Source organism: Nocardia sp. NPDC004278 (genome assembly GCF_053602975.1).
On sequence record NZ_JBSGEQ010000018.1, the window covers coordinates 154,596 to 179,235 of the forward strand.

Annotated in this window: 25 protein-coding genes; 11 read left to right on the forward strand and 14 right to left on the reverse strand. The window is 65.5% G+C overall.

Annotated elements, in window-relative coordinates; translation table 11 throughout:
- Window positions 1-245 precede the first annotated feature (245 nt).
- Complete coding sequence (locus ACWEO2_RS26105; RefSeq protein WP_452407707.1) at window positions 246-491, forward strand: hypothetical protein; 246 nt, start codon at window positions 246-248, stop codon at window positions 489-491.
- A gap of 259 nt (window positions 492-750) precedes the next feature.
- On the opposite strand, the gene ACWEO2_RS26110 is transcribed toward ACWEO2_RS26105, so the two are convergent.
- From ACWEO2_RS26110 to ACWEO2_RS26130, 5 genes are read right to left on the reverse strand one after another with little or no spacing between them, the layout of a single operon-like run.
- Window positions 751-1,539: an HAD family hydrolase gene (locus ACWEO2_RS26110; protein WP_452407708.1), complete on the reverse strand. Its 789-nt coding sequence runs from the start codon at window positions 1,537-1,539 to the stop codon at window positions 751-753.
- A 56-nt stretch (window positions 1,540-1,595) separates the two neighbouring features.
- Window positions 1,596-2,762 carry a cysteine protease StiP family protein gene (locus ACWEO2_RS26115; protein WP_452407709.1) on the reverse strand — a complete coding sequence of 389 codons (1,167 nt, stop codon included), beginning with the start codon at window positions 2,760-2,762 and terminating at the stop codon, window positions 1,596-1,598.
- A gap of 11 nt (window positions 2,763-2,773) precedes the next feature.
- The gene (locus ACWEO2_RS26120; RefSeq protein ID WP_452407710.1) at window positions 2,774-4,138 is read right to left on the reverse strand and encodes a phosphoribosyltransferase family protein; all 1,365 of its coding nucleotides are present in this window, start codon (window positions 4,136-4,138) and stop codon (window positions 2,774-2,776) included.
- The gene (locus tag ACWEO2_RS26125) at window positions 4,135-5,346 is read right to left on the reverse strand and encodes an HpcH/HpaI aldolase/citrate lyase family protein (RefSeq protein WP_355177178.1); all 1,212 of its coding nucleotides are present in this window, start codon (window positions 5,344-5,346) and stop codon (window positions 4,135-4,137) included. Before ACWEO2_RS26125 ends, ACWEO2_RS26120 begins: the two co-directional genes overlap by 4 nt.
- A gap of 48 nt (window positions 5,347-5,394) precedes the next feature.
- Window positions 5,395-6,612: a hypothetical protein gene (locus tag ACWEO2_RS26130; RefSeq protein ID WP_452407711.1), complete on the reverse strand. Its 1,218-nt coding sequence runs from the start codon at window positions 6,610-6,612 to the stop codon at window positions 5,395-5,397.
- A 143-nt stretch (window positions 6,613-6,755) separates the two neighbouring features.
- Here ACWEO2_RS26130 and ACWEO2_RS26135 point away from each other — a divergent pair, with 143 nt between their 5' ends.
- Window positions 6,756-7,331, forward strand: coding sequence for a TerD family protein (locus tag ACWEO2_RS26135; RefSeq protein ID WP_452407712.1), 576 nt, complete (start codon window positions 6,756-6,758; stop codon window positions 7,329-7,331).
- A 206-nt stretch (window positions 7,332-7,537) separates the two neighbouring features.
- Entirely contained in the window at window positions 7,538-8,647 is a 1,110-nt protein-coding gene (locus ACWEO2_RS26140) for a DUF475 domain-containing protein (protein ID WP_452407713.1), read from the forward strand.
- Between the two features lie 10 nt (window positions 8,648-8,657).
- Here ACWEO2_RS26140 and ACWEO2_RS26145 read toward each other — a convergent pair whose 3' ends face one another.
- Window positions 8,658-9,587: a DMT family transporter gene (locus tag ACWEO2_RS26145; protein WP_452407714.1), complete on the reverse strand. Its 930-nt coding sequence runs from the start codon at window positions 9,585-9,587 to the stop codon at window positions 8,658-8,660.
- Window positions 9,588-9,688: 101 nt separating this feature from the next.
- On the opposite strand from ACWEO2_RS26145, the gene ACWEO2_RS26150 reads away from it, so the two are divergent.
- Entirely contained in the window at window positions 9,689-10,225 is a 537-nt protein-coding gene (locus ACWEO2_RS26150) for a CGNR zinc finger domain-containing protein (protein WP_452407715.1), read from the forward strand.
- Window positions 10,226-10,235: 10 nt separating this feature from the next.
- Here ACWEO2_RS26150 and ACWEO2_RS26155 read toward each other — a convergent pair whose 3' ends face one another.
- The 4 genes from ACWEO2_RS26155 to ACWEO2_RS26170 are packed head-to-tail and all read right to left on the reverse strand — an operon-like array spanning window position 10,236 to window position 14,899.
- Window positions 10,236-10,919, reverse strand: coding sequence for a response regulator transcription factor (locus ACWEO2_RS26155; RefSeq protein ID WP_452407716.1), 684 nt, complete (start codon window positions 10,917-10,919; stop codon window positions 10,236-10,238).
- Window positions 10,886-12,943: a sensor histidine kinase gene (locus tag ACWEO2_RS26160; RefSeq protein WP_452407717.1), complete on the reverse strand. Its 2,058-nt coding sequence runs from the start codon at window positions 12,941-12,943 to the stop codon at window positions 10,886-10,888. The genes ACWEO2_RS26155 and ACWEO2_RS26160 overlap by 34 nt, the downstream gene beginning before the upstream one ends.
- A gap of 4 nt (window positions 12,944-12,947) precedes the next feature.
- Window positions 12,948-13,448, reverse strand: coding sequence for a hypothetical protein (locus ACWEO2_RS26165; RefSeq protein ID WP_452407718.1), 501 nt, complete (start codon window positions 13,446-13,448; stop codon window positions 12,948-12,950).
- Between the two features lie 59 nt (window positions 13,449-13,507).
- Entirely contained in the window at window positions 13,508-14,899 is a 1,392-nt protein-coding gene (locus ACWEO2_RS26170; RefSeq protein WP_452407719.1) for a glycosyltransferase family 87 protein, read from the reverse strand.
- Window positions 14,900-15,201: 302 nt separating this feature from the next.
- Here ACWEO2_RS26170 and rpsF point away from each other — a divergent pair, with 302 nt between their 5' ends.
- From rpsF to dnaB, 6 genes are all read left to right on the forward strand, one after another.
- Complete coding sequence (gene rpsF, locus ACWEO2_RS26175) at window positions 15,202-15,489, forward strand: 30S ribosomal protein S6 (RefSeq protein ID WP_040697500.1); 288 nt, start codon at window positions 15,202-15,204, stop codon at window positions 15,487-15,489.
- Window positions 15,490-15,570: 81 nt separating this feature from the next.
- A complete protein-coding gene (locus ACWEO2_RS26180) occupies window positions 15,571-16,095 on the forward strand; it encodes a single-stranded DNA-binding protein (RefSeq protein WP_452407720.1) in 525 nt (174 codons plus the stop codon).
- Between the two features lie 90 nt (window positions 16,096-16,185).
- The gene (gene rpsR, locus ACWEO2_RS26185; RefSeq protein ID WP_040697505.1) at window positions 16,186-16,437 is read left to right on the forward strand and encodes a 30S ribosomal protein S18; all 252 of its coding nucleotides are present in this window, start codon (window positions 16,186-16,188) and stop codon (window positions 16,435-16,437) included.
- Between the two features lie 16 nt (window positions 16,438-16,453).
- Window positions 16,454-16,906 (forward strand): 50S ribosomal protein L9, encoded by a 453-nt coding sequence (gene rplI / locus ACWEO2_RS26190; protein WP_355177188.1) that lies wholly within the window; start codon window positions 16,454-16,456, stop codon window positions 16,904-16,906.
- A gap of 88 nt (window positions 16,907-16,994) precedes the next feature.
- Window positions 16,995-17,267, forward strand: a complete 273-nt coding sequence (locus ACWEO2_RS26195; protein ID WP_452407721.1) for a hypothetical protein — start codon at window positions 16,995-16,997, stop codon at window positions 17,265-17,267.
- A gap of 471 nt (window positions 17,268-17,738) precedes the next feature.
- Complete coding sequence (gene dnaB, locus ACWEO2_RS26200; RefSeq protein ID WP_452407734.1) at window positions 17,739-19,475, forward strand: replicative DNA helicase; 1,737 nt, start codon at window positions 17,739-17,741, stop codon at window positions 19,473-19,475.
- Window positions 19,476-20,142: 667 nt separating this feature from the next.
- Here dnaB and ACWEO2_RS26205 read toward each other — a convergent pair.
- The 4 genes from ACWEO2_RS26205 to ACWEO2_RS26220 form a co-directional block, all read right to left on the reverse strand.
- A complete protein-coding gene (locus ACWEO2_RS26205; protein ID WP_452407722.1) occupies window positions 20,143-21,441 on the reverse strand; it encodes an MFS transporter in 1,299 nt (432 codons plus the stop codon).
- Between the two features lie 304 nt (window positions 21,442-21,745).
- On the reverse strand, window positions 21,746-22,576 hold the full coding sequence (locus ACWEO2_RS26210; RefSeq protein WP_452407723.1) for an SDR family NAD(P)-dependent oxidoreductase: 831 nt from the start codon (window positions 22,574-22,576) through the stop codon (window positions 21,746-21,748).
- Complete coding sequence (locus tag ACWEO2_RS26215; protein WP_452407724.1) at window positions 22,504-22,914, reverse strand: alpha/beta fold hydrolase; 411 nt, start codon at window positions 22,912-22,914, stop codon at window positions 22,504-22,506. Before ACWEO2_RS26215 ends, ACWEO2_RS26210 begins: the two co-directional genes overlap by 73 nt.
- Window positions 22,914-23,342 carry a hypothetical protein gene (locus ACWEO2_RS26220; RefSeq protein ID WP_452407725.1) on the reverse strand — a complete coding sequence of 143 codons (429 nt, stop codon included), beginning with the start codon at window positions 23,340-23,342 and terminating at the stop codon, window positions 22,914-22,916. The genes ACWEO2_RS26215 and ACWEO2_RS26220 overlap by 1 nt, the downstream gene beginning before the upstream one ends.
- Window positions 23,343-23,470: 128 nt before the next feature.
- Between ACWEO2_RS26220 and ACWEO2_RS26225 the strand changes: the two genes are divergently transcribed.
- Window positions 23,471-24,640: AAA family ATPase (locus ACWEO2_RS26225; protein ID WP_452407726.1), on the forward strand; the 1,170-nt coding region annotated here is incomplete at its 3' end.

Below are 24,640 nucleotides of genomic sequence, written 5' to 3' on the forward strand. Positions count from 1 at the left end.
CGTAGCATCGCTGACTGCCCTCGAATAGCTCGCGTGCACCCGCTGAGGCGCACATCGCCGCCCCGGAACCAGATCCATGTTCTGGCAGGTGGGCAGTCCCAAAGGAGCCACCTAGGATGCGGTGCGGGTCCGCGCCGCCAACCACCCTCGGCATTCTCGCCGCTGTTCTCATAAGGCACCGGGGCAACGCCCTCAGCTCGGTTGATTCGACCGCTGATTTCGGTCAGGCCCTGGACAATTGCAGAATGCCACCCTTCGCATTGTCGGATGAACGACTCGCGGCGCTGGCGAATCTGGTGCAAGACGAGGCCGCGTTCGAACAGGCCTACCCCCGGGTGGATTACCTATCGATGGCCGAGCAGTTGGCGGGGACCGGGAATGCGGTGGCGGATGCGGCATTCGATCTGCGGTTGCTGCACTTCATGAAAGGCGAATTGGGCATTGGTCGATCAGGACCCCGACTACGTCGCCTGGTGGAACCTGGCCGATAGCGCCCAGTGCTGGCGGCGCCGCTGACGCCGTCCGGCGTGCCTGACCGAGCGTCGCGGCGAGCCCGAAACGTTCGGAGAACGTCGACATTTCGTCGAACTGCTCGGCACGGTCGGCCGCCGTCGCCCCGACCACGATGCGAGTGACACCTTGTGCGGCGAACCCATCCACCCGTTCCGGCGGCATACCGATCGATCCCCAACGGGTGTACTCGAGTGCGGACGGCTCCCGTCCCGCCTCGACCGGTGTCAAGGCAAGCCCCTATTCGGCGGATCCCGGCGCAGCCTTGATGAACCAGTTGATGATCTCCTCGCCCGCCAGAATTCCCGACGCACGGGTAACGGTGAGGTTGGGATGGGTCCAGTTGAGTTGTTCGAGTTCGCCGTGGCGGGGGCGAATGGCGGAGTCGGCGGTGCGCAGCATTTCGGCGTCGAGCGCGCCGTCGCCCGCGGCGAGAGTCATTGCCGCATCGGTGAGTTCGCCATTGTCGAGCAGGCGGCGGCGGACCTCGCGGACCGCGTGGCTCTTGCAGACGGCCATGGGCATGGTGTAGATCTTGCGGCCCTGCTGGGACGCGGACCAGCCGCGCGGACGACACCACGCATCCCATTCGGCCAGGAAACCCTCCGGCACCTCCTTCGGCTTCACCACCAGATAGGTGAACAAATGGTCGGCGATACGGAATTTGGTGACCCAGGAGTCGTCGATGCGCGCGCGCAGTTCGGTATTCACCTCCGACAGCGTCGCGCCGCCGGCCCGCACCTGCGCGTCGATATCGATGCGCCAGCGCATATCCGGTATGCCGTCGACCAGAATATTGCCGCCATTGCTGGTGATGGCGTATCGCCATGGGGCGCCAGGTAGTTGGATCCGCTCGAATTGCTTGATGGTCCGAGTGGTGGTCGGGATGACGGCAGCGGGTTCGGTCAGGGTCTGCATCCGCAGGGCAGCGGTGGTCGTCATGAACGACAGGGGCGCGCCCTCCAGATGTTCCACACAGACCGTCGGCACATTGGTGGCGGCGTGGAAAGCATTGCGCGAGTAGATCATCGTCCGGTCGAGATCGGTAGCGATCAGAGCATGTCTTCGTAGTCGTCGTAAATGCATTATTGCTGCACGTCCTTGATCAATCCCATGCACGAATAGGCGAGGTCGGGTACGACCTCGACCGGAACACCGCGAGCCGCGGCGAGCAGTCGGATATGTGCGTGCTCGGGCGCGTCCGCCTCGCGCACCAGCACCCGCCACGGCAGTCGCCGCAGCAGCACCCGAGTCGTTTCGCCGACACCGGGTTTCACGAAATTCACGCTGGCCACGCCGTACGCCTCGCGGACCTGGTCCACCGAGGCCCAGCCGGTCCAGGTCGGCGTGCGGTCGCCCGCGCGCACGGCGGCCAGTTCGGCGGGCACGCGATCGCGGACGGTATCGAAGGCCGCGCTCACGGTGTCGAGCAGGCGGCCGGATACGTCATCGTCGGCCAGGTCGCGGTAGAACTTCGCGCCGTGGAACTCGCCGGGGCCGATCAGCGTGTCGTTCAGCACGGTGCGTGAAATCAGTCCGGATACCGTCGAATTCAGGCAGGCGGAGGCGATGAGAAAGTCGTCGCGGGTGCCATAGGTGCGCACACAATGTCCCGGATCGGCGAGTACGGCGAGTTCGTCATTGAATCGCGCGCCGCCCGCGGCGTAATAGGCATCGAGCGCTTCGGTGAGTTCCCGAGTGATCGCGCCCTTGCCGGTCCAGCCGTCGACGAATACCACCGACGCCGGATCATAATGGCGCGCAAGGTAGTCCAGAGCCACCGCATCGATGCCGCGATCGCGCACGATCGACACCGCGTAGTGCGGCACATCGAGGCTCGGCAGATCCGGCCCACGCCCGCTGAGCAGCCAGCGCCGCATCAGAATCCCGATCGGCGTCCCGGCCCTGGCCAATGACACCAGCACGATGTCCTGGCCGCGTTCGGCGACCACGAGTTCCGATACCGTCGCGACGGCGAGCGCCAGCCGCTCGGCACTGTCGGCGAGCACTTCGTCGAACAGCGAGCGGTACGCGGCGTCCGGTTGATATTCGATCGGCAGCGATTCCGCGTAATGCGCCGCACCGGACTGGATCCGGCGCTCACGTTCGGCGACATCGGCCTCCAGATCGACCTCCGACAGATCCTTCAGCAGCCAGGAAACCTCTTGGGCCGCATACGATCCGAAGGCCGGGCCATGCAGCGGCACCGGTACCGGCAATGCCGTTCGGGGCGAGATATTCGATTCCGGCACAGCGTTCGACCTCACAGCACTCTCGGTTCGGATACGTCGGCCACCGGCACGGCATCGCTGCGCTCGGCGTGCAGCATGCGCGGATCCGCGCCCGGCAGCACCGCCAATACGACATCGGCGCCGGATGCGGTCAACACATCGATCAGACCACCCTCGGCACGCAATTCGGCACTATCCGCTGGTGCGTCTATGACGACGACCAGCACCGGATCGTCCGCACCGAGCGCCGCCAGTTCGGACAGCGCATCCTCGATCCAGTGCGCGTTGTACAGATAACGCGGCTGCTCCTCACCGGGTTCGGGTGCGATGAACCGAAATCCGCGCCGCAGTGGATAACCGGGTTCGTCGAGTACATACGCGGGCGAGCGGGTGGTCGTCTGGTAGCGCGTCGCGATCCCGGCATCGGCGAGTTCGGCCGCCAATCGCAGCGGCAGGTACATCAACTCTTCGTGCCCGAGCACGATAACGGGGCGTCCGGCGAAACCGTCGGCGAGCCGAACCCGCAGCGCCTCGGCCGCCTTCGCGAGCGCCGCCTCGAACGCATCGGTATCCGATCGCAGCATCCCGTGCCTGCCGCCCTCCGGCACCGCAGCGGGCCAGGGCAATTCCAGCTGATCGAACGAACCACGATGTGCCGCAGTCGGATTCAATTCCGGATCCGGCATCGCGGATACCGTCTCGACCAGACCATCGGGCAGCAGGGTGCGCCCCGAAGCCAGGCATACGGTGTCGATCCGCGCACCCAATTCCGCGGCCGCCGCCTCGAAGCGTGCCCGATCGTCCGCGGTCCGCATATCAACCAGCGACGCGAGCACATAATGCGAACGCGGCGAGAACGCGTGCAGCGCCCGCACCGCATCGATCGCGGTATCCCCGGTGGAGATTTCGTCGTCGACGAGCACCAGTGGCAGATCGTTGACGAAGATATCGGCGGGCGCAGGCTGGAGCATATGCGAGGTGGCGTGCGAATGCCCCTCCTCGAATCCGGTCAATGTGGTGGCGTCGGGCACCTCGCGACGGGTCGAGTGCAGATAGCACCCGGCTCCGATCCTGGCCGCCACACAATGCCCCAATCCCGTTGCCGTCTCGGCGAATCCGAGCACCACCGCCTCGCGTGCACCGAGTACGTCACGCACCAGGTCGCCGAGCCGGTTGCCCGCGCCGAGTACCACGCGGGGATCGGTCGGCAGATGTTTGCCGAGCACGGTGGAGACCAGCAGATGCGCGCGGCGTGGATTGCGGCGCAGGCCGGGCTGGATCAGCGTCGCGATGGGCAGTTCGGCGGGCAGCACATCCACCGCAACACCGGCGCCGTGCGAGCGCTCATGCCGCAATTCGATGCCCAAATTCGCGGTCGCCCAGGCATCGGTGCTCATTCGGTCACCAACGCCGTCAGCAGATCAACGAAGGAGACACCCTTGTTCGCGACACCGAAAACCCGGGCCCGCAATAGCGTCTGGCGCGCCCAGCTGCGATGCGGCCGCATTTCGTTCATCTTGTTCCGATAGCCCGATGCCGCCACCCCGCCGACGTCGACCTGGAGAATGTCGAGCGCATCGGAATACTCTTCGTGCGTTACCACCGATAGCGCGTGCACCGCCGCCACATGCGACGGATGGATCACCGTTTTGCCCTGGATCCCATTGGCCCGGTCCAACGTGATCTCACGTAGTAGACCGTCCAGATCCCGGCTGACCAGATAGCGCCGGAACGGCACCGCATCGGATTCCTCGAACGGCGCGGTCCGCAGCAGCGGCCGGAACATCCGCTCATGGTCGGCGAAGTACTCCCAGACCGGCCCGGTGATCACGAAACCCGAACCGTCCGAACGGCCGAGGTAATTCACGATATCGGCGATGACATCGGCGACCACCCGCACGTCGTAGATCGTCAGATCCCGATCGCGCCGAATGCCGAAGGTCGAGCACATATCCGTGGCCCCGATGCGCACCGCGAGTATCCGCTCCCGGTGCTCGGCGAGTAGCGCCGCGATCTGCGTCAGCTCCTGATCCCGGGTCTGGCGGTGCACCAGCGCCGCCGATTCGAGTACCGGCATGCCGTACACCGGCCGACCCAGCCGCTCCCCGGCGGCCTCGAGCGCCGCGAGATATTTCGGCCCGCTCGCACTGTCGAACTTCGGGAAGACGAAGCCGGTCAATGCCGCCGCACCGGTGCCGAGCTGCTCGACGATCTCGCACACGGTATCCGCGTCACGAACGCGCACGAACAGCAGCGGATTCGGATCATCGTTGCCCGCAAGCAGATTCAGCGTCGCGACGGTCTGGTGTTTGGCGAACTCCAACTCGTGATCGGCGACCGCGTCCTCGAGATCGATGACCATCGAGCACACCCCGCGCGCGGCCCGTCTGCTGATGGTCATGGCGAGATCCGCCCGGGTCGCCGGTGCGTACAGGGTGGCGCCGAGTGCGATCGCCAGAAGTTCCCGATCGGCGTGATCGCCGAACGGTTCCGGTTGTCGATGGAAAAGGCGCCGTGCCTCCGGGCCGTGCAGCTGCCGGAAATGGCGTAGTGGCAATTGCTTTCGCAGGGAGATCTGTTGCTGGACGGCGATGCCCGCGGTCATCGTTGCGCTGTCCTCATCCCTTGTGGCGGTGGCCGCATACCCCTGGCCTCATTCTCGTCGTGGTCCTGCTTGTTTTCTCATTCGATCCACTACCCCGGCTACGAACTCCGCGACGGCATCCAATTCGGCCACATAGGCCCAGTAGTCGGGATGACGTCCCGACAGGTTTTCGGTGATTCGATCGATTCGGTCCACCTGTGCATCGAGCACAGATCCCCATTCGCCGACGAGCCCGCGGCTCACCGCGAGCATTTGCGCGTCCCGCAGCCGAAATCGTACGGCCTTGGCCTTTTCTTGCGGATTCGCACGGACCTCGCGCAGCAGTGTCAGCCGCTTTGTGACGGCGTCGACCTTCTGTTCGGCCTCGGCGAGGTAGCCCCGTGCGGATGTGGTCAGCTCAAGTGCAAACTCCGGATTGTTCTCGGCCGCCGCCGCACGTGCCCGGACCAGGGCGGCGTCGGCGGCATCGATGGCCCGTTGACTGTCCTGCCCATTGTTAGCCAGATCCGCCGAACTCGCAGCATTGAACTCGCGTAGCAGCTCCGAGTAGGCGGGCGCCAACCGCTCGCCGCGGGTACGCACGGCGGCGATTCTGGTGCCGACCGAGGTGATCGCATTGGCCGCGGCCCCAGCCCGGGATGGCGCCTGCGCCAACGCTTCTGCCAGCGCCTTCGTCGCCGATTCCAGGTGGCTGGCGGCCTCGCGGACGGTCGCCGCCGGCACCTCGGAGCCGAGGGCCTCCAGTGTGAGCAGCGACTCATCCACCGCCGCCGCACATTGCCGAACCGAGGGGTAGTCGGCGTATTCGGATTCGGCCGCGTGCCCGCGGACACCCGCCGCCGCGACCTTCACCTGATGAGCGAATTGCGGCACCGTGCCGAGCACCGCGACCGCGTGCTCGAGTTGCGATTGATTGCCGCGATAGAACTCATCGACCGCGCGGGCCGCATCGGTCAACTGCCGGACCAGGGGGTCCACCCGCAACTGCCCCTGCGCCATGGTAGTGCCGTCGCGCTCGGCATTGTCCAATTCCTCGGTGAATGCCAGATATGCGCCCGCGGCGTCATAGCACCGGCTGCGCACGGGTTCCCATTGCCCGCTCATCCGACGCTCCGGGAACACCTGCGCACTGGCGTGCACCGCGGCGTCGGCCACACTCTGGCGCTGATCCATATCGAGAAACGCGGCCGCCAGCGTCGACCGGGCTTGCGAAATCCATTCGGTGTTCCCGGACGACCGGAACCATCCACGCCTGCGGCCTGTCACGCCCCGATGTTAGGCGGTGTACCACTCCGCCGTGCTTAGCTCAGTTCCTACGCAAGTCCGGGGAAACCTACTACTGTCGTATGGCGTACCCGGCGATTCGGACATGCTGGGAACCACAGACGTCTATTGAAAGGGATCCCCGAATGGGTGTCAGTCTGTCCAAGGGCGGCAATGTCTCGCTGACCAAAGCGGCGCCGAACCTTACCGCTGTCTCCGTCGGGCTCGGGTGGGATATTCGTACAACCACCGGAACCGACTTCGACCTGGATGCCAGTGCGATCGCGACCGGTGCGGACAAGAAGGTTGTGTCCGACAAGCACTTCGTCTTCTTCAACAACCTCAAGTCGCCCGAAGGCTCCATCGAGCACACGGGCGACAATCTGACCGGCGAGGGCGAAGGCGATGACGAGGTCATCAAGGTCGACCTGGCCAACACCCCGCCGACCATCGAGAGCATCTTCTTCCCGGTCTCGATCTACGATGCGGACACCCGCCAGCAGTCGTTCGGCCAGGTGCGCAACGCCTACATCCGCGTGGTCGACCAGGCCAACGGCACCGAACTGGCCCGCTACGACCTGTCCGAGGATGCCTCGACCGAGACCGCCATGGTCTTCGGTGAGCTGTACCGCAATGGTGCCGAATGGAAGTTCCGCGCCATCGGACAGGGCTACGCCTCGGGTCTGGCCGGTATCGCCCGCGACTACGGCGTGAACGTCTAAGACACCAGCTGCAACAGGGGGCTCGGCAACGGGCCCCCTGTCCGCGTGCCACGGAACGATTTGCCGCAGCGCACCGTTGGACAATCGACGGTTCGGCGTCCACGCTGGAACCATCATCGCCACCGCGGGTTGCACGGCCCTCGGGTTACATCAGCTACAGGCGCGCTCGGACAAACATTCGACCGCCGCACGGAAAGGGTCTCCGCGTGGTTCTGCGAATTTTCGGGATGTCCATCGGCGTCACGGTGATATCGCTCATCGTCGCATTCCTCTACGGCGGGCCGACCGCGCTGGCGCTGGCCGCGATCCTCGGTGTGCTCGAGGTCTCACTGTCATTCGACAACGCCGTCATCAACGCCACTGTGCTGGAACGCATGAACGAGTTCTGGCAGAAGATCTTCCTCACCGTCGGTGTGGTGATCGCGGTGTTCGGTATGCGGCTGGTCTTCCCGCTGGCTATCGTATGGATCACCGCGGGCCTCGACCCGGTGAAGGCCTTCGACCTGGCACTGAACCCGCCCGCCGATGACGCACTGGTATTTCCGGACGGCAGCCCGAGCTATGAGAAGCTGCTGACCGACGCGCATCCGCAGATCGCCGCATTCGGCGGCATGTTCCTGCTGCTGCTGTTCCTGAACTTCATCTTCGAAGAGCGCGAGATCACCTGGCTGTCCTGGCTGGAGAAGCCGCTGGCCCAGCTCGGCAAGCTGGACATGCTCTCGGTGGTGGTCGCCAGCGCCGGATTGATGCTGACCGCGGAGTTCATCGCCACCGACGAGCAGCGCGCCACGGTGCTGGTCGCCGGACTGCTCGGCATGATCACCTACATCGTGGTCGACGGGCTCGGTTCGCTGTTCCACACCGAAGAATTCGAAGAAGGCACCGACGGCGGTCCGTCGCAGCTGGTCAAGGCTGCGGGCAAGGCCGCGTTCTTCCTGTTCCTGTACCTGGAGGTGCTGGACGCGTCGTTCTCCTTCGACGGTGTCATCGGCGCCTTCGCCATCACCTCCGACCCGATCATCATCGCGCTCGGCCTCGGTCTGATCGGCGCCATGTTCGTCCGCTCGATCACGGTGTACCTGGTGCGCAAGGGCACGCTGTCGGAGTACGTGTTCCTGGAGCACGGTGCGCACTGGGCGATCGGCGCGCTGGCGATCATCCTGTTCGTCTCGATCGGTGTGCACATCAACGACCTCTTCACCGGTCTCGTCGGCGTGGCGTTCATCGGCGCGGCATTCATCACCAGCATCATCAAGAACCGGCGCGAGGACGCCGACGAAGTCGACAGCGAACGAGAGCCCACCCCGGTGGGCTGAATTCCGTAGTTCACCGCACCGGCACGGGCTGGGGTCGCGCGACCACGGGCGTGGGGCGTCGCGATGCGAACACCATGCCGATCAGTCCGACGCCGAGTCCGGCGGCGGCCAAGGGACGCAGCGGCTGATCGATGAACAGCCAGGCCAGGATGGCGGTGACCGCCGGAGTCGCGAAGAACAAACGGCCGACCCGCGTTGCCTCCCAACGCTTCAGCATCGCATTCAACAGCAGGAATGCGACCATCGAATTCACCAGCACCATCCAGGTGAGCGACTCGGCGAATCGCGTCGCATCCCAGATATGCAATTGCCCGGTCGCCCATGCGAATACGCCCGCAACCGGTGCGCTCGCGGCCATATGGATCGCGGTCGCCGCGCGCGAATCAACCTGCGGGACAAAGCGTTTCTGGTAGATCGTGCCGACGCTGAGGCCGAACAAGCCGACCACGCACAGCAGCAGACCGACCAGCGACATGCTCGATTGATCGAGCACCGCCAGCCCGACGCCGATACCGCCGATACCGAAGCCGAACCACTGGCGCGCGGTGACGGTCTCGCCGATGAATCCGGCCAGCAATGCGATGACCACCGGATTCAGGCCCTGCACCAGGGCGATAATCGCGGCCGAGACGTGCAGGCTCATCGCGGTGTAGAAGGCGCCGAACTGCACGATCTGCATCAGCAGTCCCGCAATGACGACATGTTTGACCTGACCGCCGCTCGGCCAGCTGGCCCGAATCACGGTGGCATACACCGCGAGTAGCACCGCGGCGATGGCGAACCGCGCGAATAGCACCATCATCGGCGGGGCGGCACCGACGCCGACGACTCCCGCGATGAATGCGCTGCTCCACAGCACGACGAATAGTGGTTGCATGCCCGCCGCGAGCGATGGCTTGCCGGTCGCTCGGAACAACGGGTCCAAGAGCTGCGTCTTCACGTGCACTCCTCGATCGACCATGACAGGCCGGATAACCATCTAAGGCGGTTACTAACCTCGCACCTGTGCACGTAACCTGTCAAGGTGGTTACTATGAGAGGGTGTTCGCCTTCGTGAGCGGTAACCTCGCCTTGGATTTCGCAGGCACGGTCAAGGCCCGTGCCTCGACCTTCGACGACTTCCTCAGCACACCAGCGGATCTCGATACCTGGCTGCTCGCCGCCGACCTCCTCGACACCACACCGCACTGCGATCCGGCGATACTCGACCGTGCCGTGCGGCTGCGCGAAGCGGGCTACCGACTGGCCCTGGCCGCCGCCCGCGACGAACCGTTCGCCGATGCGGACCGCGAGACCGTCAACGAGTTCGCTCGCGGCGCACTCCCCCAGGTCACGTTGCGCGACGATGCGACGATCGCCCGCCACGGCGATCCGGACGCGGCACTGGCCGCGATTGCCCGCTCCGCCATCGAAATGCTCGGCGGCCCCGAACGTGGTCTGGTCAAGGAATGCGGGCGCCTCGAATGCACCCGCCTGTACCTCGACACCTCACGCGGAAAGTCGCGCCGCTGGTGCGATATGACCCTTTGCGGCAATCGCGCCAAAAGCGCCGCGTTCCGCGCCCGGCACGCCGACTGACCCGATGCGCTCAGCCGCCGAGGCCGATGCGGTGCGCGTAGGCGATGGCCTGGGCGCGGTCGCGGACCTGGAGCTTCGCGAACAGCGAACCGATATGGGTCTTGACGGTGCTGATGCCGATGAACAACTCCTTGGCGATCTCGGAGTTGTTGTGGCCCTTGGCCATCAAGGTGAGCACTTCGAGTTCACGGGCGCTGAGACCGATTTCCGGACCACTGCGCCGAGGCGACGACGGCCCGCCGGTTTGCGCCGCGAGCGCGGCGACGAGCCGCTGCCCGACCTCGGCGGCGAAGGTCGACTGGCCACCGGCGACGGACCGTACCGCCGTGGCGATCTCGCGTCGGCCCGCGTCCTTGGTCAGATAGCCGCGCGCACCCGCGCGCAGCGCACCCGCGATCGATTCGTCATCGGCGTAGGTGGTCAAGACCAGCACCGCGGTACCCGGATGGTCCGCCGCAATCGCGGCCGTCGCGGCGACACCGTCCAGCACCGGCATCCGCAGATCCATCAGGACGACATCGGGCGCACACTGCGCAACCAATTCGACCGCCTCGGCACCATCGCGCGCCTCCCCCACCACCTCGATATCCGGCAGCAGCGACAAAACCGTGGTCAACCCTTCGCGCACGATGGTCTGATCATCGGCGACAACCACCGTGATCACCTCCGCGGCACCATCATTCGCACCACCCATCGCCCACCCACCTTTCCCGCCACAACCGTCCCACCCAGCCCCCCGATCCTTTCCCGCATCCCGAGCAACCCGGCCCCCACCCCCATCCCCACCAAATCCCCAGCCCCTGAGCTGTGAGCCGTCGCCCCCTGCACCACCGCGTCCGAGGTCGCTTCACCCTGCATCACCGCGTCCGAGGTCGCCTCACCCTGCATCACCGCGTCCGAGGTCGCCTCACCCTGCATCACCACGTCCGAGGTCGCCTCACCCTGCATCACCGCGTCCGAGGTCGCCTCACCCTGCATCACCACGTCCGAGGTCGCCTCACCCTGCATCACCACGTCCGGGGTTGCCATCGTCTGCGCCGCCGCACTCTGGGCCTCCGCCCCCTTGGTCGCTGCACTGTGTGTCGCCGCTCCGTGTGTCGCCATGCCCCGGGGCGCCACCTTCTGTGCCGACCCGCCCTGCATCACCGCACCCTGAGTCGTCATTCCCCACGCTCCCGCGTCCGGCGCCGCCGCGTCCTTTGCCGCAATGGCCTGCACCTCCACGCCCTGAGTCACCGCACCCGGGGTCGCATCACCCGGCGTCGCCACATTCTGTGCCGACCCACCCTGCATCACCACGTCCCTGGTCGTCATGCCCTGCGCTCCCACGTCCGGCGCCGCCGCGTCCTGTGCCGCCACGCCCTGCATGACCACATCCTGAGTTGTCATGCCCTGCGCTCCGTCCCGCGCCGCCGTGCCCTGTGCCACCCCGGTCTGCACCTCCACGCCGTGCATCGCCGCACTCTGCGTCGCCATGTCCTGGGGCGCCACATTTTGTGCCGACCCACCCTGCATCACCACGTCCCGGGTCGTCATGCCCTGCGCTCCCACGTTCGGCGCCGCCGCGTCCTGTGCCTCCATGGCCTGCATCTCCGCACCCTGCGTCACCGCACCCTGGGTCGCCGCACCCTGCGTCACCGCACCCTGGGTCGCCGCGCTCTGCATGGCCACCCTCGCGTCCTGCATTGTCGCCCGCGCATTCGCCGACAGCAGCTTGGTTCGGCGGGGCAGGGGATTGGATGCGGTCAGCTCGACCTGGTCGGCTTCGACGCGCAGTCGTAGTTCGACCTCCGTGCCGGGTGCGTGTTTGCGGGCATTGGTCAAGGATTCCTGTGCGGCGCGCAGTAGCGCTGTGCTCACCTGTTCGTCGAGGTGGTCGGTGTTGCCCTCGCAGTGGAGTCGGAGTTGTCCGCCCGCGTCCCGGTGTTCGCGCGCCAGCCGTTCGAGTTCGGTTGGCAACGCGAATCGTTCGGCGCGCAGTGCGCCGACGACCTGCCGCGCGTCCGCCAGACCGGAGGCGGCCAGCGCCCGCGAGGACCGTACCCGAGCACCGGCTTGTTCGATCTCGCCCGCCTCTAGCAGCGCGTCCGCGGCGTCGAGCTGCAGGACGAGTCCGCCGAGCGTATGCGCCAATACGTCGTGCACCTCGCGGGCGATCCGGCCGCGTTCGGCCAGTGCGGCGGCCCGATCACGTTCGGCGCGAATCGCCCGGCTCTGTTCGACCAGCACTCGATTCTGTTCGGCGCTCACCCGAAACTGCCTGCGGTTCACCCCCATCAGCGCCACCACCGCGATGGCCGCCAGCATTGCCGCGAATACCCCCGCCGGTGCCTGGGCCACCGGATACGAAATGCTCACCGCCAGCGCCGCCGTCGCGGTGAGCAGCGCACCGAACAGCGTCGAATGCTGGACCACGGCGAACCCGCCGTAGACCGCGGCGAGCATGGCCACCGAACTGCCGCCGTACTGCGCGACGGTGAGCCCGCCGAATACCACCATCAGCGCCAATGCGATCCGGTTGAGCCGATGCCGGTCCGCGGGAGCCAGCGCCCAGGTCAGCATGCCGATACCCGCGAGCCCGACCGCGAGTAGCACGGGCACACCCAGATCAGCGAGGTGATAGCTGGGCAGGAACGCGGCCAGGGCGCCCGCCCCGACCAGGCGGAGCAGCCTGCTCAGAAGCGTCGGTGTCGATCCCGCGATCCCGCTGCCGAACATTGCCTCAGTGTGCCCGACTCATTGGCGGCGCAACGGTCGACTTCTCGGCCCGAGCGGAGATAACGGCGATCCGACCGGCCCGGTTCAGGCCGAGCAGCAGCAGAATCAGCCCCGATGATGTCGACGAGGTCGCGCCGTACCCGACGGCGATCACGTCGACGCCGACGCGCACCGCGATCGAGACCAGCCACAGCGCCGACGCCGCGGCACCGGTCCGGACCAGCAGCGCACCCACCTCATCGCGCCGGAATCGCGACATGACGCCCATCACGGCGCCGATCGCGAGCGATAACACCCCCTCGAATACCAGCAGCGCGATATCCAGCGTCCGCAGCGCACCGAGATCGGTCGATGTGCAGGCACCGATCACGCCGATGAGCCCGAGGATCACCGGCAATCGCCACATCCGAACCGGATCGAACAGCCGCCACTGGTTCTGCCGGTAGATGATCCAGCCGAGGATGGCGAGCACCAGCACCGCGGTCACTGTGTTCTGCGAGGTCATGCCCACAACGGTGCGCGGATCGCGGCGCGCGCAGTACCACCCGTGGGTGGAATCCGGTACTAGGCCACGGGTACCAGGCCGCCGGTTTCCAACCGCGGTATCGGCGGCGGCACGACCCGGGTTCCGCGCGGCACCGCCCGCACGAATACGAAGAAGAACACCACAAGGAGTACGGCACGCCCCCACACGCCGAACTGCACCACGTTCTCCATCAAATCCACCGAGCTACCGGATCCGATCGAATAGAAGTATCGGAACACCCCGATCCCGATCGTCGCATCGGCGACCAGATAGGCCCCGATCACCGGCCACGGCACCTCGAGCAGTACCAGGAACGGCACCAGCCACAGCGTGTACTGCGGCGAATGCACCTTGTGGAACAGCAGGAATCCGCACAGCATCGCGCCGCTGACCCCGATCCACGGGAAGGTGCCGGTCGAGGTGAATCGCTTCCAGCCCAACCACATCGCCAGCGCGAACGAGGTGAGCACCAGCGTCGGCGAGGCGATCGACACCGCATGCTGAAATGCGGTCTCACTATCGGCGTCCTGACCGAACATCTGCCGAAGTCCCCAGTACCAAATGGAATTTGTGGTGATATCGGCCTGCCGCAATTGCTGGAAGGTGATCGATGCGCGCCAGCCCTCATAACCCGCGAGCGCGAAAGGCAGATTCACCAGGACCACCGTGCCGATGGCGGCACCCGCGGTCATCAGCGCACCGCGCACATCCAGCCGGGACGGCGTCGGACCATCCATATTGCGCTGGCCGCCCGTCAACACATACACCAGCAGCGGCAGTACGAAAATACCCGGATACAGCTTGAGACAGAATCCGATGCCGAGCAATACGGCGGCCAGAATTCCCCTGGTACGCAACGAATATCGAGTCAGCGCGGTCACCACGTACACCGCGGCGACGGCCATGCAGACCACGGGTAGTTCCCAGTTGTGGAATGCATAGAGCACCAATGGCGGCCCCGCCGCCCACAACAGCGCCGCCCGACCGGCCAGCCGCACCAGCAGCCAGGCGGTCAACAAGGCGAACGGCGCCAACAGCAATGCCGAGTGCAGCAGGAATTCCGCGTCGTTATCGGCACCGACCGCGCCGAGCCATATCAATACACCGCTGAGCACCGGATATTCGACCGCGCCGCCGGTCAGCATGCCGTCATCGGTGATTCCGCCGTCGATATAGGGAAAGACGTGCTGGTCGATATCGCGCCCCAGCCACAGGAATTGGATATCGGAATAGCAGACATCCGAATCCTTGATCACATCGAAGATCGCACTGCGGCCGTCCTCGCCGAACGGCGCACCCGCGCAGCGCGCCTTGTTCAGATAGGCCAGCGCCAGCGTCAACCCGCACAGCAGCACCACCGCTGCGGCCAGCACTGTGGTGCGCTGTACGCGCCCAGCGATCACGTCGCTGGCGGCCGGTCGGGTCGACATGACGACCAGACTAGGTGGCCGGGGCAGACCACGCCCGCGTCCCCCACGATTGCCACCGCAACATCTGATCTCGTACGCACATGGGCAACTCACCGGGTACGCCCAGAACTCGCCCCAACGACCGGCCTCCGGCCCGCGACGCGACTATCGAGGCTCCGACGACCGGCAAAAGGCCCGGGGAGGCGGGGCAGCTTTCGCTGGTTAACAGGGGTTCATGTAGCCTTGTCGGGTTGCTGACGCAACGACCCTCCTGCCACGGACCGTCCGTGGCCGTTTCCTAGTCCACAGGAGGTGATTGGTCCGTGCGTCATTACGAAGTGATGGTTATCCTCGATCCGAGCCTGGACGAGCGCACTGTTGGTCCGTCGCTGGACAACATGTTGAGCGTCGTCAAGACCGATGGCGGCAAGGTCGACAAGGTCGACATCTGGGGCCGCCGCCGTCTCGCCTACGAGATCGCCAAGCAGGCCGAAGGCATCTACGCGGTGGTCGATCTGACCGCCGAGCCCGCTACCGTGAGCGAGCTCGACCGCCAGCTGGGTCTCAACGAGTCGGTGCTGCGCACCAAGGTTCTGCGCCACGGCAAGTGACCCTCGATTGCGTCGGTGCCTATCTCTAGGCTCTAGCGCAACAGGTGCACTGCGGACTGCATACCGAGCAGGAGGAACCACATGGCAGGCGACACGGTCATCACCGTCATCGGAAATCTGACGGCCGACCCCGAACTTCGATTCACGCCCGCGGGCGCTGCGGTGGCGAATTTCACCGTCGCATCGACTCCCCGCGTGTTCGACCGTAATTCGAACGAATGGAAAGACGGCGAAGCGCTGTTCCTGCGCTGCAACATCTGGCGTGAAGCTGCGGAGAATGTCGCTGAAAGCCTGACCCGAGGCGCCCGCGTGATCGTGAGCGGACGACTGAAGCAGCGCTCCTACGAAACCCGCGAGGGTGAGAAGCGCACGGTCGTCGAGCTCGAGGTCGACGAGGTCGGTCCCTCGCTGCGTTACGCCACCGCGAAGGTCGCCAAGGCCAGCCGCGGGGGCGGCGGCTTCGGTTCCGGCGGCGGCGGCAATTTCGCTCCTGCCGGTGGTGGTGGCGGCAGCCGTTCCGGCGGCGCCGACGACGACCCGTGGGGCAGCGCACCCGCGGCGGGCTCCTTCGGGGGCGGCCGCGTAGACGACGAACCGCCGTTCTGAGAACGACTCACCTCGGCCTGAATTGCTTTCCATAGCGACTGCTTGCAGATCGCTCGAAACGATCAGCCCATCATTTATTACGGAGTAACCATGCCTAAAGCGCCCGCGCGCGAAAAGGTGCTGAAGAAGAAGGCTTGCACCTTCTGCAAAGAAGCCAAGTCCGGCACCGTCAATATCGATTACAAGGACACCGCCCTGCTGCGGAAGTACGTCAGTGATCGCGGCAAGATCCGCGCTCGCCGGGTCACCGGCAACTGCGTGCAGCACCAGCGCGACGTCGCCGTTGCCGTCAAGAATTCGCGTGAGGTGGCCCTGCTGCCGTACGTGTCGACGGCTCGCTGAGAAGGGAGACATCGCAATGAAGTTGATTCTGACTGCTGATGTGGACAACCTCGGTGCCCCCGGTGACACCGTAGAGGTCAAGGACGGCTACGGCCGCAACTACCTGCTGCCGCGCGGCCTGGCCATTGTCGCCACCCGTGGCGCTCAGAAGCAGGTCGAGGGCATCCGTCGGGCGCAGGACGCGCGCAAGGTGCGCGACCTGGACCATGCCAACGAGCTGAAGCAGGCCATCGAGGGCCTGGAGTCGGTTTCGCTGTCGGTCAAGACCGCGGGCACCGGCAAGCTGTTCGGCTCGGTCACCCAGTCCGACATCGCCGCCGCCATCAAGTCGGCCGGTGGCCCGATCGTCGACAAGCGCAGCATCGAACTGCCGAAGTCGCACATCAAGACGGTTGGCAAGCACAACGTCGCGGTGCACCTGCACCCCGATGTGGTCGCGAAGTTCGACCTGCAGGTCGCCGCGAACTGAGTTCATTCGAAGGCCACTCTTGTGTTCCGACACAAGGGTGGCCTTCGGCTGCGCCGCCTCGGGCCCGTATGTGGTCGCGGCCTGAGCCATGGGCGTCATCCTGCAAATAGCCGAATATTTGCGAGAGGCCGGAACGGTGATCTGGACCATCCTCGGCAAATTCGGCTATCGGCTCTACCACCTGTTATTCGACTTGTGGATCGCCGAGAAAACCAACCGGCCGCTACGTGATCCGGGACATACCCGTAGTACACACTCTGTTTACCCAACACGCCCGGCTGTTCAACTGGACCGACACGCCGACACTTCATTCATCCACACGTGGATAGATTTGGAAATCGATATCTATCTGCACGTTTGAGCGGTGTGACCTGGGTTTTCCCCAAGTAGTACACAGGGGGTGCACATCGTTGGGTAAACAGTCCCCAACTTATCCACAGGTGTGTGCACAGTGCGGTTTGGCGAGTCCCCATCGGGTCGCCTAGGTTCGTCGCATTGTCATGAACGAACCTCCGGATCGTCATGATCCGGGAGCTGTCACACCGGTTTGCTGGAACCGCGGGTGAGCCCGTCAACGGGGGACTCACACACCGTGGTTCGACGCCCGATGTGTCGGTCCCCGGGAGTACAACGAGTGATCAATAGGGTCAGCCGGTAGGCGGCGGTTTCGAGCGATGTGCACGCGGTCGCCGTTTCCGAGCGGCCTTTGATGTATGTCGCTAGCGGCGAGAGAGGACGGTCGAGTCTGGTGACTACCACCGATGACCGCGGGCATACGGACTACCCGCCCGAACCGCCCGGCGAGGACTTCGGCAGACAGCCGCCACACGATATGGCGGCCGAGCAGTCCGTATTGGGCGGCATGCTGCTGAGCAAGGACGCGATCGCCGACGTCGTCGAGGTGCTGCGCCCCGGCGATTTCTACCGCCCGGCGCACCAAGCGGTCTACGACACCATCCTCGATCTCTACGGCCGCGGCGAACCGGCCGATCCGGTCACCGTCGCCGCCGGTCTCGACCGCCGCGGCGAACTCAAGCGCATCGGCGGTGCGCCCTATCTCGTCACCCTCACCCAAACGGTCCCCACCGCCGCCAATGCCGGTTACTACGCCGAAATCGTTGCGGAGAAGGCGATCCTGCGCCGCCTCGTCGAAGCGGGCACCCGCATCGTGCAATACGGCTACGCGGGTGCCGACGGCCAGGACATCGCCGAGGTCGTCGATCGCGCCCAAGCCGAGGTCTACGAGGTCACCGAACGCCGCACCACCGAAGACTTCCTCCCCCTCGAGGAACTGCTCCAGCCCACGATGGACGAAATCGACTCCATCGCCTCCCGCGGCGGCATCTCCCTCGGCGTCCCCACCGGCTTCACCGAACTGGACGAACTCACCAACGGCCTACACCCCGGCCAAATGATCATCGTCGCCGCGCGTCCCGGCGTCGGCAAGGCCTTGGCCCTCGACACCCCTCTGCCCACCCCCACCGGCTGGACCACCATGGGCGAGGTCCGCGTCGGCGACGAACTCCTCGACGCCCAAGGCCGCCCCACTCGCATCCTGGCCGCCACCGAGGTCATGACCGACCGGCCCTGCTACGAGGTCGAATTCTCCGACGGCACCGTAATCGTCGCCGACGAGCAGCACCAATGGCTCACCGAATCCGGCCTGCACAACGGCAACCGAGCCGTGCGCACCACCAGCGAAATCGTGCACACCCTGCGTGACATCGACGGCGACCTCAACCATGTCGTTCCGGGCACCCGACGGTCCGCTCCACGCCGCATTGTGGATGTCCGCAAGATCGACACCGTCCCGGTGCGGTGCGTTGAGGTGGGCAACGCGGATCACCTGTACCTGGCCGGAGCGTCGATGGTGCCCACGCACAACTCGACCCTCGGCATGGACTTCATGCGCAGCTGCTCGATCAAGCACGGTCTGGCCAGCGTTATCTTCTCGCTCGAGATGAGTCGCACGGAAATCGTGATGCGGCTGCTCTCGGCTGAGGCGAAGATCAAGCTGGGCGATATGCGTTCGGGCCGGATGAGCGACGACGACTGGACCAAACTCGCTCGCCGTATGAGCGAGATCAGTGAGGCGCCGCTGTTCGTAGACGATTCGCCGAACCTGACGATGATGGAGATCCGCGCCAAAGCGCGCCGTCTGAAGCAGCGCCACGACCTGAAACTCGTTGTGGTGGATTACCTCCAGCTGATGACTTCGGGAAAAAAGGTCGAATCTCGTCAGCAGGAAGTCTCGGATTTCTCGCGAAATTTGAAGCTGCTGGCCAAGGAGTTGGAAGTTCCGGTCATCGCGATCAGCCAGCTGAACCGCGGTCCCGAACAGCGAACAGATAAGCGTCCCATGGTGTCCGACCTGCGCGAATCCGGTTCGCTAGAACAGGATGCGGACATGGTCATCCTGTTGCATCGACCCGATGCGTTCGAGCGCGACGACCCGCGTGGTGGTGAAGCCGACCTTATCGTAGGTAAGCACCGTAATGGTCCGACTGCCACGATTACCGTTGCGCACCAACTGCATTTGAGTCGGTTCGTGGATATGGCGCGCGGCTGACAAATCTTGCAGGGTCTCAAAGGTCGTGGCCGAATCTCAAAATGTATGGCCACTCGATGGCCAATTGGCCATCGTTTTGAAACAGATTCAGCCCTGCCCGCGGCTCGGGGGGTGGTGACTCGTCTGGCTAAGTGTCTGCCGTCGCGTGCGGCAGTCTCAGACGTGAAGCGACTGGCTGTTCGAGTCCGAATCGTGCCGACCTGCGCCCGAGCAGCGGGATCGGGTCGATCCGCGTCGCGTGCGGTAGAGCCTTTCGATACATGGATAGCGCTGGTAGTTGCGTGGCGCAACGGGATCGGTCTGTCGGTTTGAAGCGTCGGAGATGGCCATCGGGTGCCATCGCCCCCGGGGCCACGGCTGTTCACACCCCTAGTCAGGCCCCACGGCCGAGTCGAGAAACAGCTCACCCTATGGGCATCCACTCGATCGTTGCGGAATGGCCAATGTTTTGAGAGGTGTGTCTGTCAGGGTGAGGGAGCGCTGGTTGGTTTGCGCCGGAGATCGGCTCGTAGTTGGTGGAGGCAACCCCATGATGCCAAATCCCCCATCCTGACCAGCGATTTCGACACCAGAAAATACCTACAAGGTCAGGGCGGGTCACCGAATAGTCGGGACTCTCCATGTGAATTCATCTCCATGCGAGGGTAAATCGGTTCTCAGAGGGCGCTCAACCGGTCCGGCGCAAACTTCGCATCGCGAGGACACCGATGACGCTGATCAGGCCGCCCATCATCAGGTACAGCGCGACGGGCCACGAGTCTCCGCCGGACCAGTGCACGAGTGCGGTTCCGACCAGCGGGACCAGGCCGCCGCCGAGAACCGCCCCGATTTGGTAGCCCAGCGACAGACCGCTGTACCGCACACGAACGTCGAACGTCTCGGTGAACGCCGCGGCCAGCGGGCCCAGCATGGCACCGGTGCCCATCTGAGCGATGCAGATCGCCAGGGTGAGGAGCAGGGGTTGCCCGGTATCCAGCAGCCAGAACAGCGGGAACGCCACCAGAGTGTTGAATACCGCTCCGCCCAGCATGATTCGCAATGCACCGTAGCGGTCGCTCCAATGCCCGAACAGCAGAGCGGAGGGCAGCAGGAGGATTTGCGCAAGCAACGTCGCGCGCTGCAGCACCGACTGCGCGATGTGCAGGGTATTCAGCCCGTAGGACAGCACGAAGGTGATGAGGGTGAAAGTCATCATGGTCAGCCCGGTATTCACGGCAGCCACGATCACAATCCGCCGCCACGCCGTTCGCCACACCTGCAGCCACGGCCAGCGCACCAGATCATCCTTGTTCCTTTGGATTTCGAATTCCGGTGTCTCCGGCAGTCCCGCGCGCACCAGCAGCGTCACCACGGTCGGCACCACGCTGAGCAGGAACGGCAAACGCCAGCCCCAGGTGATGAAGGCGGTGCCCGCCACCGTATGCGCCAGCAGGGAGGCGAGGCCGGCCAGGACCGAACCACCGACGAGAGCGGTGATGGTCCAGCTGCCGTACCAGCCACGACGACCAGGCGGCGCATGCTCGACGGCGAGCAGGATCCCGCCACCGACCTCGCCGCCGACGAAAAAGCCCTGCACAACCCGCAACAGCACCAGCATCAACGGCGCCAGCGCACCGACTGCGGCATAAGTCGGAAGCACACCGATCGCGACAGTGGCAAGCCCGCATACCCCCACCGACAGCAGCAGTACAGGCTTGCGGCCCAACCGATCACCGAGGTTTCCCAATGCCGCGGCCCCGAACACCCGCGCGACGAAACCCGCACCAAAGGTCGCGAACGACAGCAGCACACCGACCCAGGGCGCGGCCGCCGGGAAGAACAGCTTCCCGAACACACTGGCCGCCGCGAGCCCATAGCTCAGAAAGTCATAAAGCTCGATCACGCTGCCCAGCGCACCAGCCAACGCGGCCCTTCGCCCGTCCGGTGAAATCGCCACCCGCCCTGCGTCTGGGTAGGTCCGATACATTTCGATCTCCTGTTGCACTATTTCGTCGAATTCGGCACAAATCCACTGAGCTACCCGTGGGCAAGACCCGTGTCTTCCTGTCGTCGGCAAGATTGCTGCCCACGACAAGGCCGGGGTTCCTCGTCGGTATCGACATCGGTTCTGTAGCAACAGAACCGGACCTGTGCGGTCTGGCCGGTTTGCTGGTTCAAGTCTGGATCGACCAAAGTGCCAGCGGCATCGGTCAACTGACGCTGACCGCGACTCAACCGATACAGCAAAGGATTCGATCGTCCCTTCGACCAGCCCGCTCTACGGGATGCCCTCAGCTGGTGAAGCCGCCGCCGCAGATGAGGGTCTGCCCGCTGACGTAGTTGGATTCGGGGATGCAGAGCAGGTAGACGGCGCCGGCCGCCTCGCTCGGGATGCCCGCGCGGCCGAGCGGGATCATCTGCTCCATGGCGGACCACCAATTCCGGTCCGCGCCGACCTCGAGCTTGCGGCCCTCGATGTCGATGGTGCCTTTACCGCTGGCCGAGGCCTCGGTGAGGCGGGTCTTGATGAGGCCGAATGCGACGGTGTTGACGGTGACGTTGTAGCGGCCCCACTCCTTGGCAATGGTCTTGGTCAGGCCAGTGATGCCCGCTTTGGCCGCGGAGTAGTTTGCCTGTCCCACATTGCCTCCGGTGCCGACTACCGAGGAGATGTTCACGACCTTGCGGCACGGGATCGGCTCCCCCGCTTCCTTGGCCTGCTTCGCCTGCGCGGCGATCACCGGCTGAGCGGCGCGCAGAATCCGGAACGGGGCCTTGAGGTGCACATCGAGGATGGCGTCCCACTGCTCGTCGGTCATCCTCTGGATCACCGAATCCCAGGTGTAACCGGCGTTATTGATGATGATGTCGAGCCCGCCGAAGGAGTCGACCGCGGTCTGGACGAAGCGTTCGGCGAAGCCCTCCCCGATGACGCTGCCCGCACATTCGACGGCCTTACCGCCCGCGGCCTCGATCGCGGCGACGGTTTCCTTGGCGGGTCCGGTGTCGAGATCATTGACCACGACGGACGCGCCTTCGGAAGCGAGTTTCAATGCGATCTCACGGCCGATGCCGCGGCCCGCACCGGAGACAATGGCGACCTTGCCATCAAGAGTTCCCATGCTGCGCAATACCTTTCAGAGTGGTCGGTGGGCACGTCCAGATGGTCGATCAGCCGTTGCAGCGCGAGGCTGTACCGCTCGCGGGTGTAGCCGTGCGGATGGGTGGGCAGGCGGCCGGATTCGCCGGTGCCGAGCGCCTCGACGTACACCATGGTCAGGTGTTCCTCTAGCGCGGGCATGCGCAGGTAGTCCCAGAAGATCCCGGGGCCGCCGGGGTGGGCAACGCAGACGGGCCCACTGCCGTACACGTGATACCGCTGGGAGATGCCGTCGGAATCGAAGATATGGACGCCGGGTGCGAGTCGTCCGGTGTCGCGGATCGAGTGGGCCGCGGACATTACGCTGCCCGCAGCGGACCGGCGAACGACTTGCGCAGCGCGGACGGTCCGACCAGCGGCAGCAGCGCGGCCAGCAGCTTGCCCTTGAAGGCCTGCGGAGTCCGGGTCAATTCGACATCGACCCGGGTGCCGCCCGATTCCGGCGTGGCCCGGAAGACCCAGCCGCCGCCCGCGCCGAAGAGCTTGGAATCCAGGGTGGTGACGGTGACGGTGTCGCCGTCCGGATCCCACTGGTAGCGGGCGCGTTCCCAGGCGGCGGCCGTGCCTTCGGTGACCTCGGCCCAGTTCTCGCCGCGATCGTGAACGACGAAATGCTCGGCGTCGATGCTCGGCCACACCTCGGTGCGGGTGGGTCCGAAGTCGGTGAGCACCCGCACGACCTCGGCGGGAGTCAGTGTGGACAGGAGATGGAAACGTACCGTAGCCATGGAAATACCTTCGCCGTCGACAGCATGCCGCCGAATCAGTCAGTTGACGCTGGGGTGACGTAATCCTGTTTCGGTAGGGTGCGACCGGTCCCGTATGCCATAGCGGGTCCGGGAGGAGAGCGCCACACATGCCGTTGTTCGGACGCGATACCGAGCTGAAAGACCTGTCCGCCCTCGTGGACGGCCCCGGCGACCGGAGCGGCATCCTGATCGAAGGCGAACCCGGGATCGGGAAGTCGTCGCTCGTCGAGGAGACCGTCGCCGCCGCGACCGTGGCAGGCCTGCGCGTGCTCCGGACCGCGGGTGTGGAAGCCGAACACGGGCTCGTCTATGCCGGGCTGCACCGCCTGGCATATCCGCTGCGCCGCGCGTTCGATGCCCTGCCGGCACGCCAGTTCGACCCGCTGGCGACAGCTTTGGGCATGTCGGATGTCATCGGTGAGCCGAGCCCGCACCTGGTAGGGCTCGCGGTCCTGACGCTGCTCGCCGATGTGGCGGCCGAACGGCCGCTGCTGGTCGTCGCCGAGGACGTGCACTGGCTCGATCCCGCCAGCGCCGAAGTCCTCGCCTTCGTCGCACGCCGCATCGACTCCGAACCGGTCGCCATGGTCGCTACCGTGCGCGACGGCACGCACTCACCGCTACACGAGGCCGAGCTGACCACCATGCGGCTCGGCCCGCTGTCCGATGACGACGCGATTGCGCTGCTCGACAGCACCGCACCGGGGCTGCCCGCTCAGGCCCGCATTCGGGTACTCGCCGATTCGCACGGCAACCCGCTCGCGTTGACCGAACTACCCACAGCTGTAGTGGATCTCGCCGAATCCGTACCGACGCTGCCGTTGACCGAACGCCTCGAACGAGCGTTCTCGGCGCGCAGTGCGGCGCTGCCCGAGCGCACCCGATCGGCATTGCTCGTCGCCGCGCTCGACGACGGTGACTCGGTCACCGAAACACTTGCTGCCGCTGGGATTCTCCTGGGATCCCCGGTGGGAACCGAGATTCTCGCCCCCGCGATGGCGGCCCGGTTGATCGATATCGGTTCCGGCACGGTGACTTTCCGCCATCCCCTGGTCCGCTCGGCTCTCGCGGCGGCGGCCACGGCCGAGGAGCGCCGCCGCGCGCACCTGGCGCTCGCCGACCTGCTCACCGAATCCCCGGACCGTCAGGTATGGCATCGGGCGGCGGGCGTGACCGGCGCCGACGAGGAAGTAGCCGTGGCGCTCGAGGACGCCGCCGAACGGTCCCGGCATCGCGGCGGCGCGATCGCGGCGCTGGAACGCGCCGCGGCCCTCAGC

Coding starts and splice junctions, on each gene's coding strand:
- ACWEO2_RS26110 (WP_452407708.1), bottom strand. CDS start 1,539: ATGATCTACTCGCGCAATGCTTTCCACGCCGCCACCAATGTGCCGACG.
- ACWEO2_RS26205 (WP_452407722.1), bottom strand. CDS start 21,441: ATGTATCGGACCTACCCAGACGCAGGGCGGGTGGCGATTTCACCGGAC.
- ACWEO2_RS26165 (WP_452407718.1), bottom strand. CDS start 13,448: ATGACCTCGCAGAACACAGTGACCGCGGTGCTGGTGCTCGCCATCCTC.
- ACWEO2_RS26155 (WP_452407716.1), bottom strand. CDS start 10,919: ATGGGTGGTGCGAATGATGGTGCCGCGGAGGTGATCACGGTGGTTGTC.
- ACWEO2_RS26135 (WP_452407712.1), top strand. CDS start 6,756: ATGGGTGTCAGTCTGTCCAAGGGCGGCAATGTCTCGCTGACCAAAGCG.
- ACWEO2_RS26170 (WP_452407719.1), bottom strand. CDS start 14,899: ATGTCGACCCGACCGGCCGCCAGCGACGTGATCGCTGGGCGCGTACAG.
- ACWEO2_RS26180 (WP_452407720.1), top strand. CDS start 15,571: ATGGCAGGCGACACGGTCATCACCGTCATCGGAAATCTGACGGCCGAC.
- ACWEO2_RS26105 (WP_452407707.1), top strand. CDS start 246: ATGCCACCCTTCGCATTGTCGGATGAACGACTCGCGGCGCTGGCGAAT.
- dnaB (WP_452407734.1), top strand. CDS start 17,739: ATGGCGGCCGAGCAGTCCGTATTGGGCGGCATGCTGCTGAGCAAGGAC.
- rpsR (WP_040697505.1), top strand. CDS start 16,186: ATGCCTAAAGCGCCCGCGCGCGAAAAGGTGCTGAAGAAGAAGGCTTGC.
- ACWEO2_RS26215 (WP_452407724.1), bottom strand. CDS start 22,914: ATGTCCGCGGCCCACTCGATCCGCGACACCGGACGACTCGCACCCGGC.
- ACWEO2_RS26120 (WP_452407710.1), bottom strand. CDS start 4,138: ATGAGCACCGATGCCTGGGCGACCGCGAATTTGGGCATCGAATTGCGG.
- ACWEO2_RS26220 (WP_452407725.1), bottom strand. CDS start 23,342: ATGGCTACGGTACGTTTCCATCTCCTGTCCACACTGACTCCCGCCGAG.
- rplI (WP_355177188.1), top strand. CDS start 16,454: ATGAAGTTGATTCTGACTGCTGATGTGGACAACCTCGGTGCCCCCGGT.
- ACWEO2_RS26210 (WP_452407723.1), bottom strand. CDS start 22,576: ATGGGAACTCTTGATGGCAAGGTCGCCATTGTCTCCGGTGCGGGCCGC.
- ACWEO2_RS26125 (WP_355177178.1), bottom strand. CDS start 5,346: ATGACCGCGGGCATCGCCGTCCAGCAACAGATCTCCCTGCGAAAGCAA.
- ACWEO2_RS26195 (WP_452407721.1), top strand. CDS start 16,995: ATGGGCGTCATCCTGCAAATAGCCGAATATTTGCGAGAGGCCGGAACG.
- ACWEO2_RS26160 (WP_452407717.1), bottom strand. CDS start 12,943: ATGTTCGGCAGCGGGATCGCGGGATCGACACCGACGCTTCTGAGCAGG.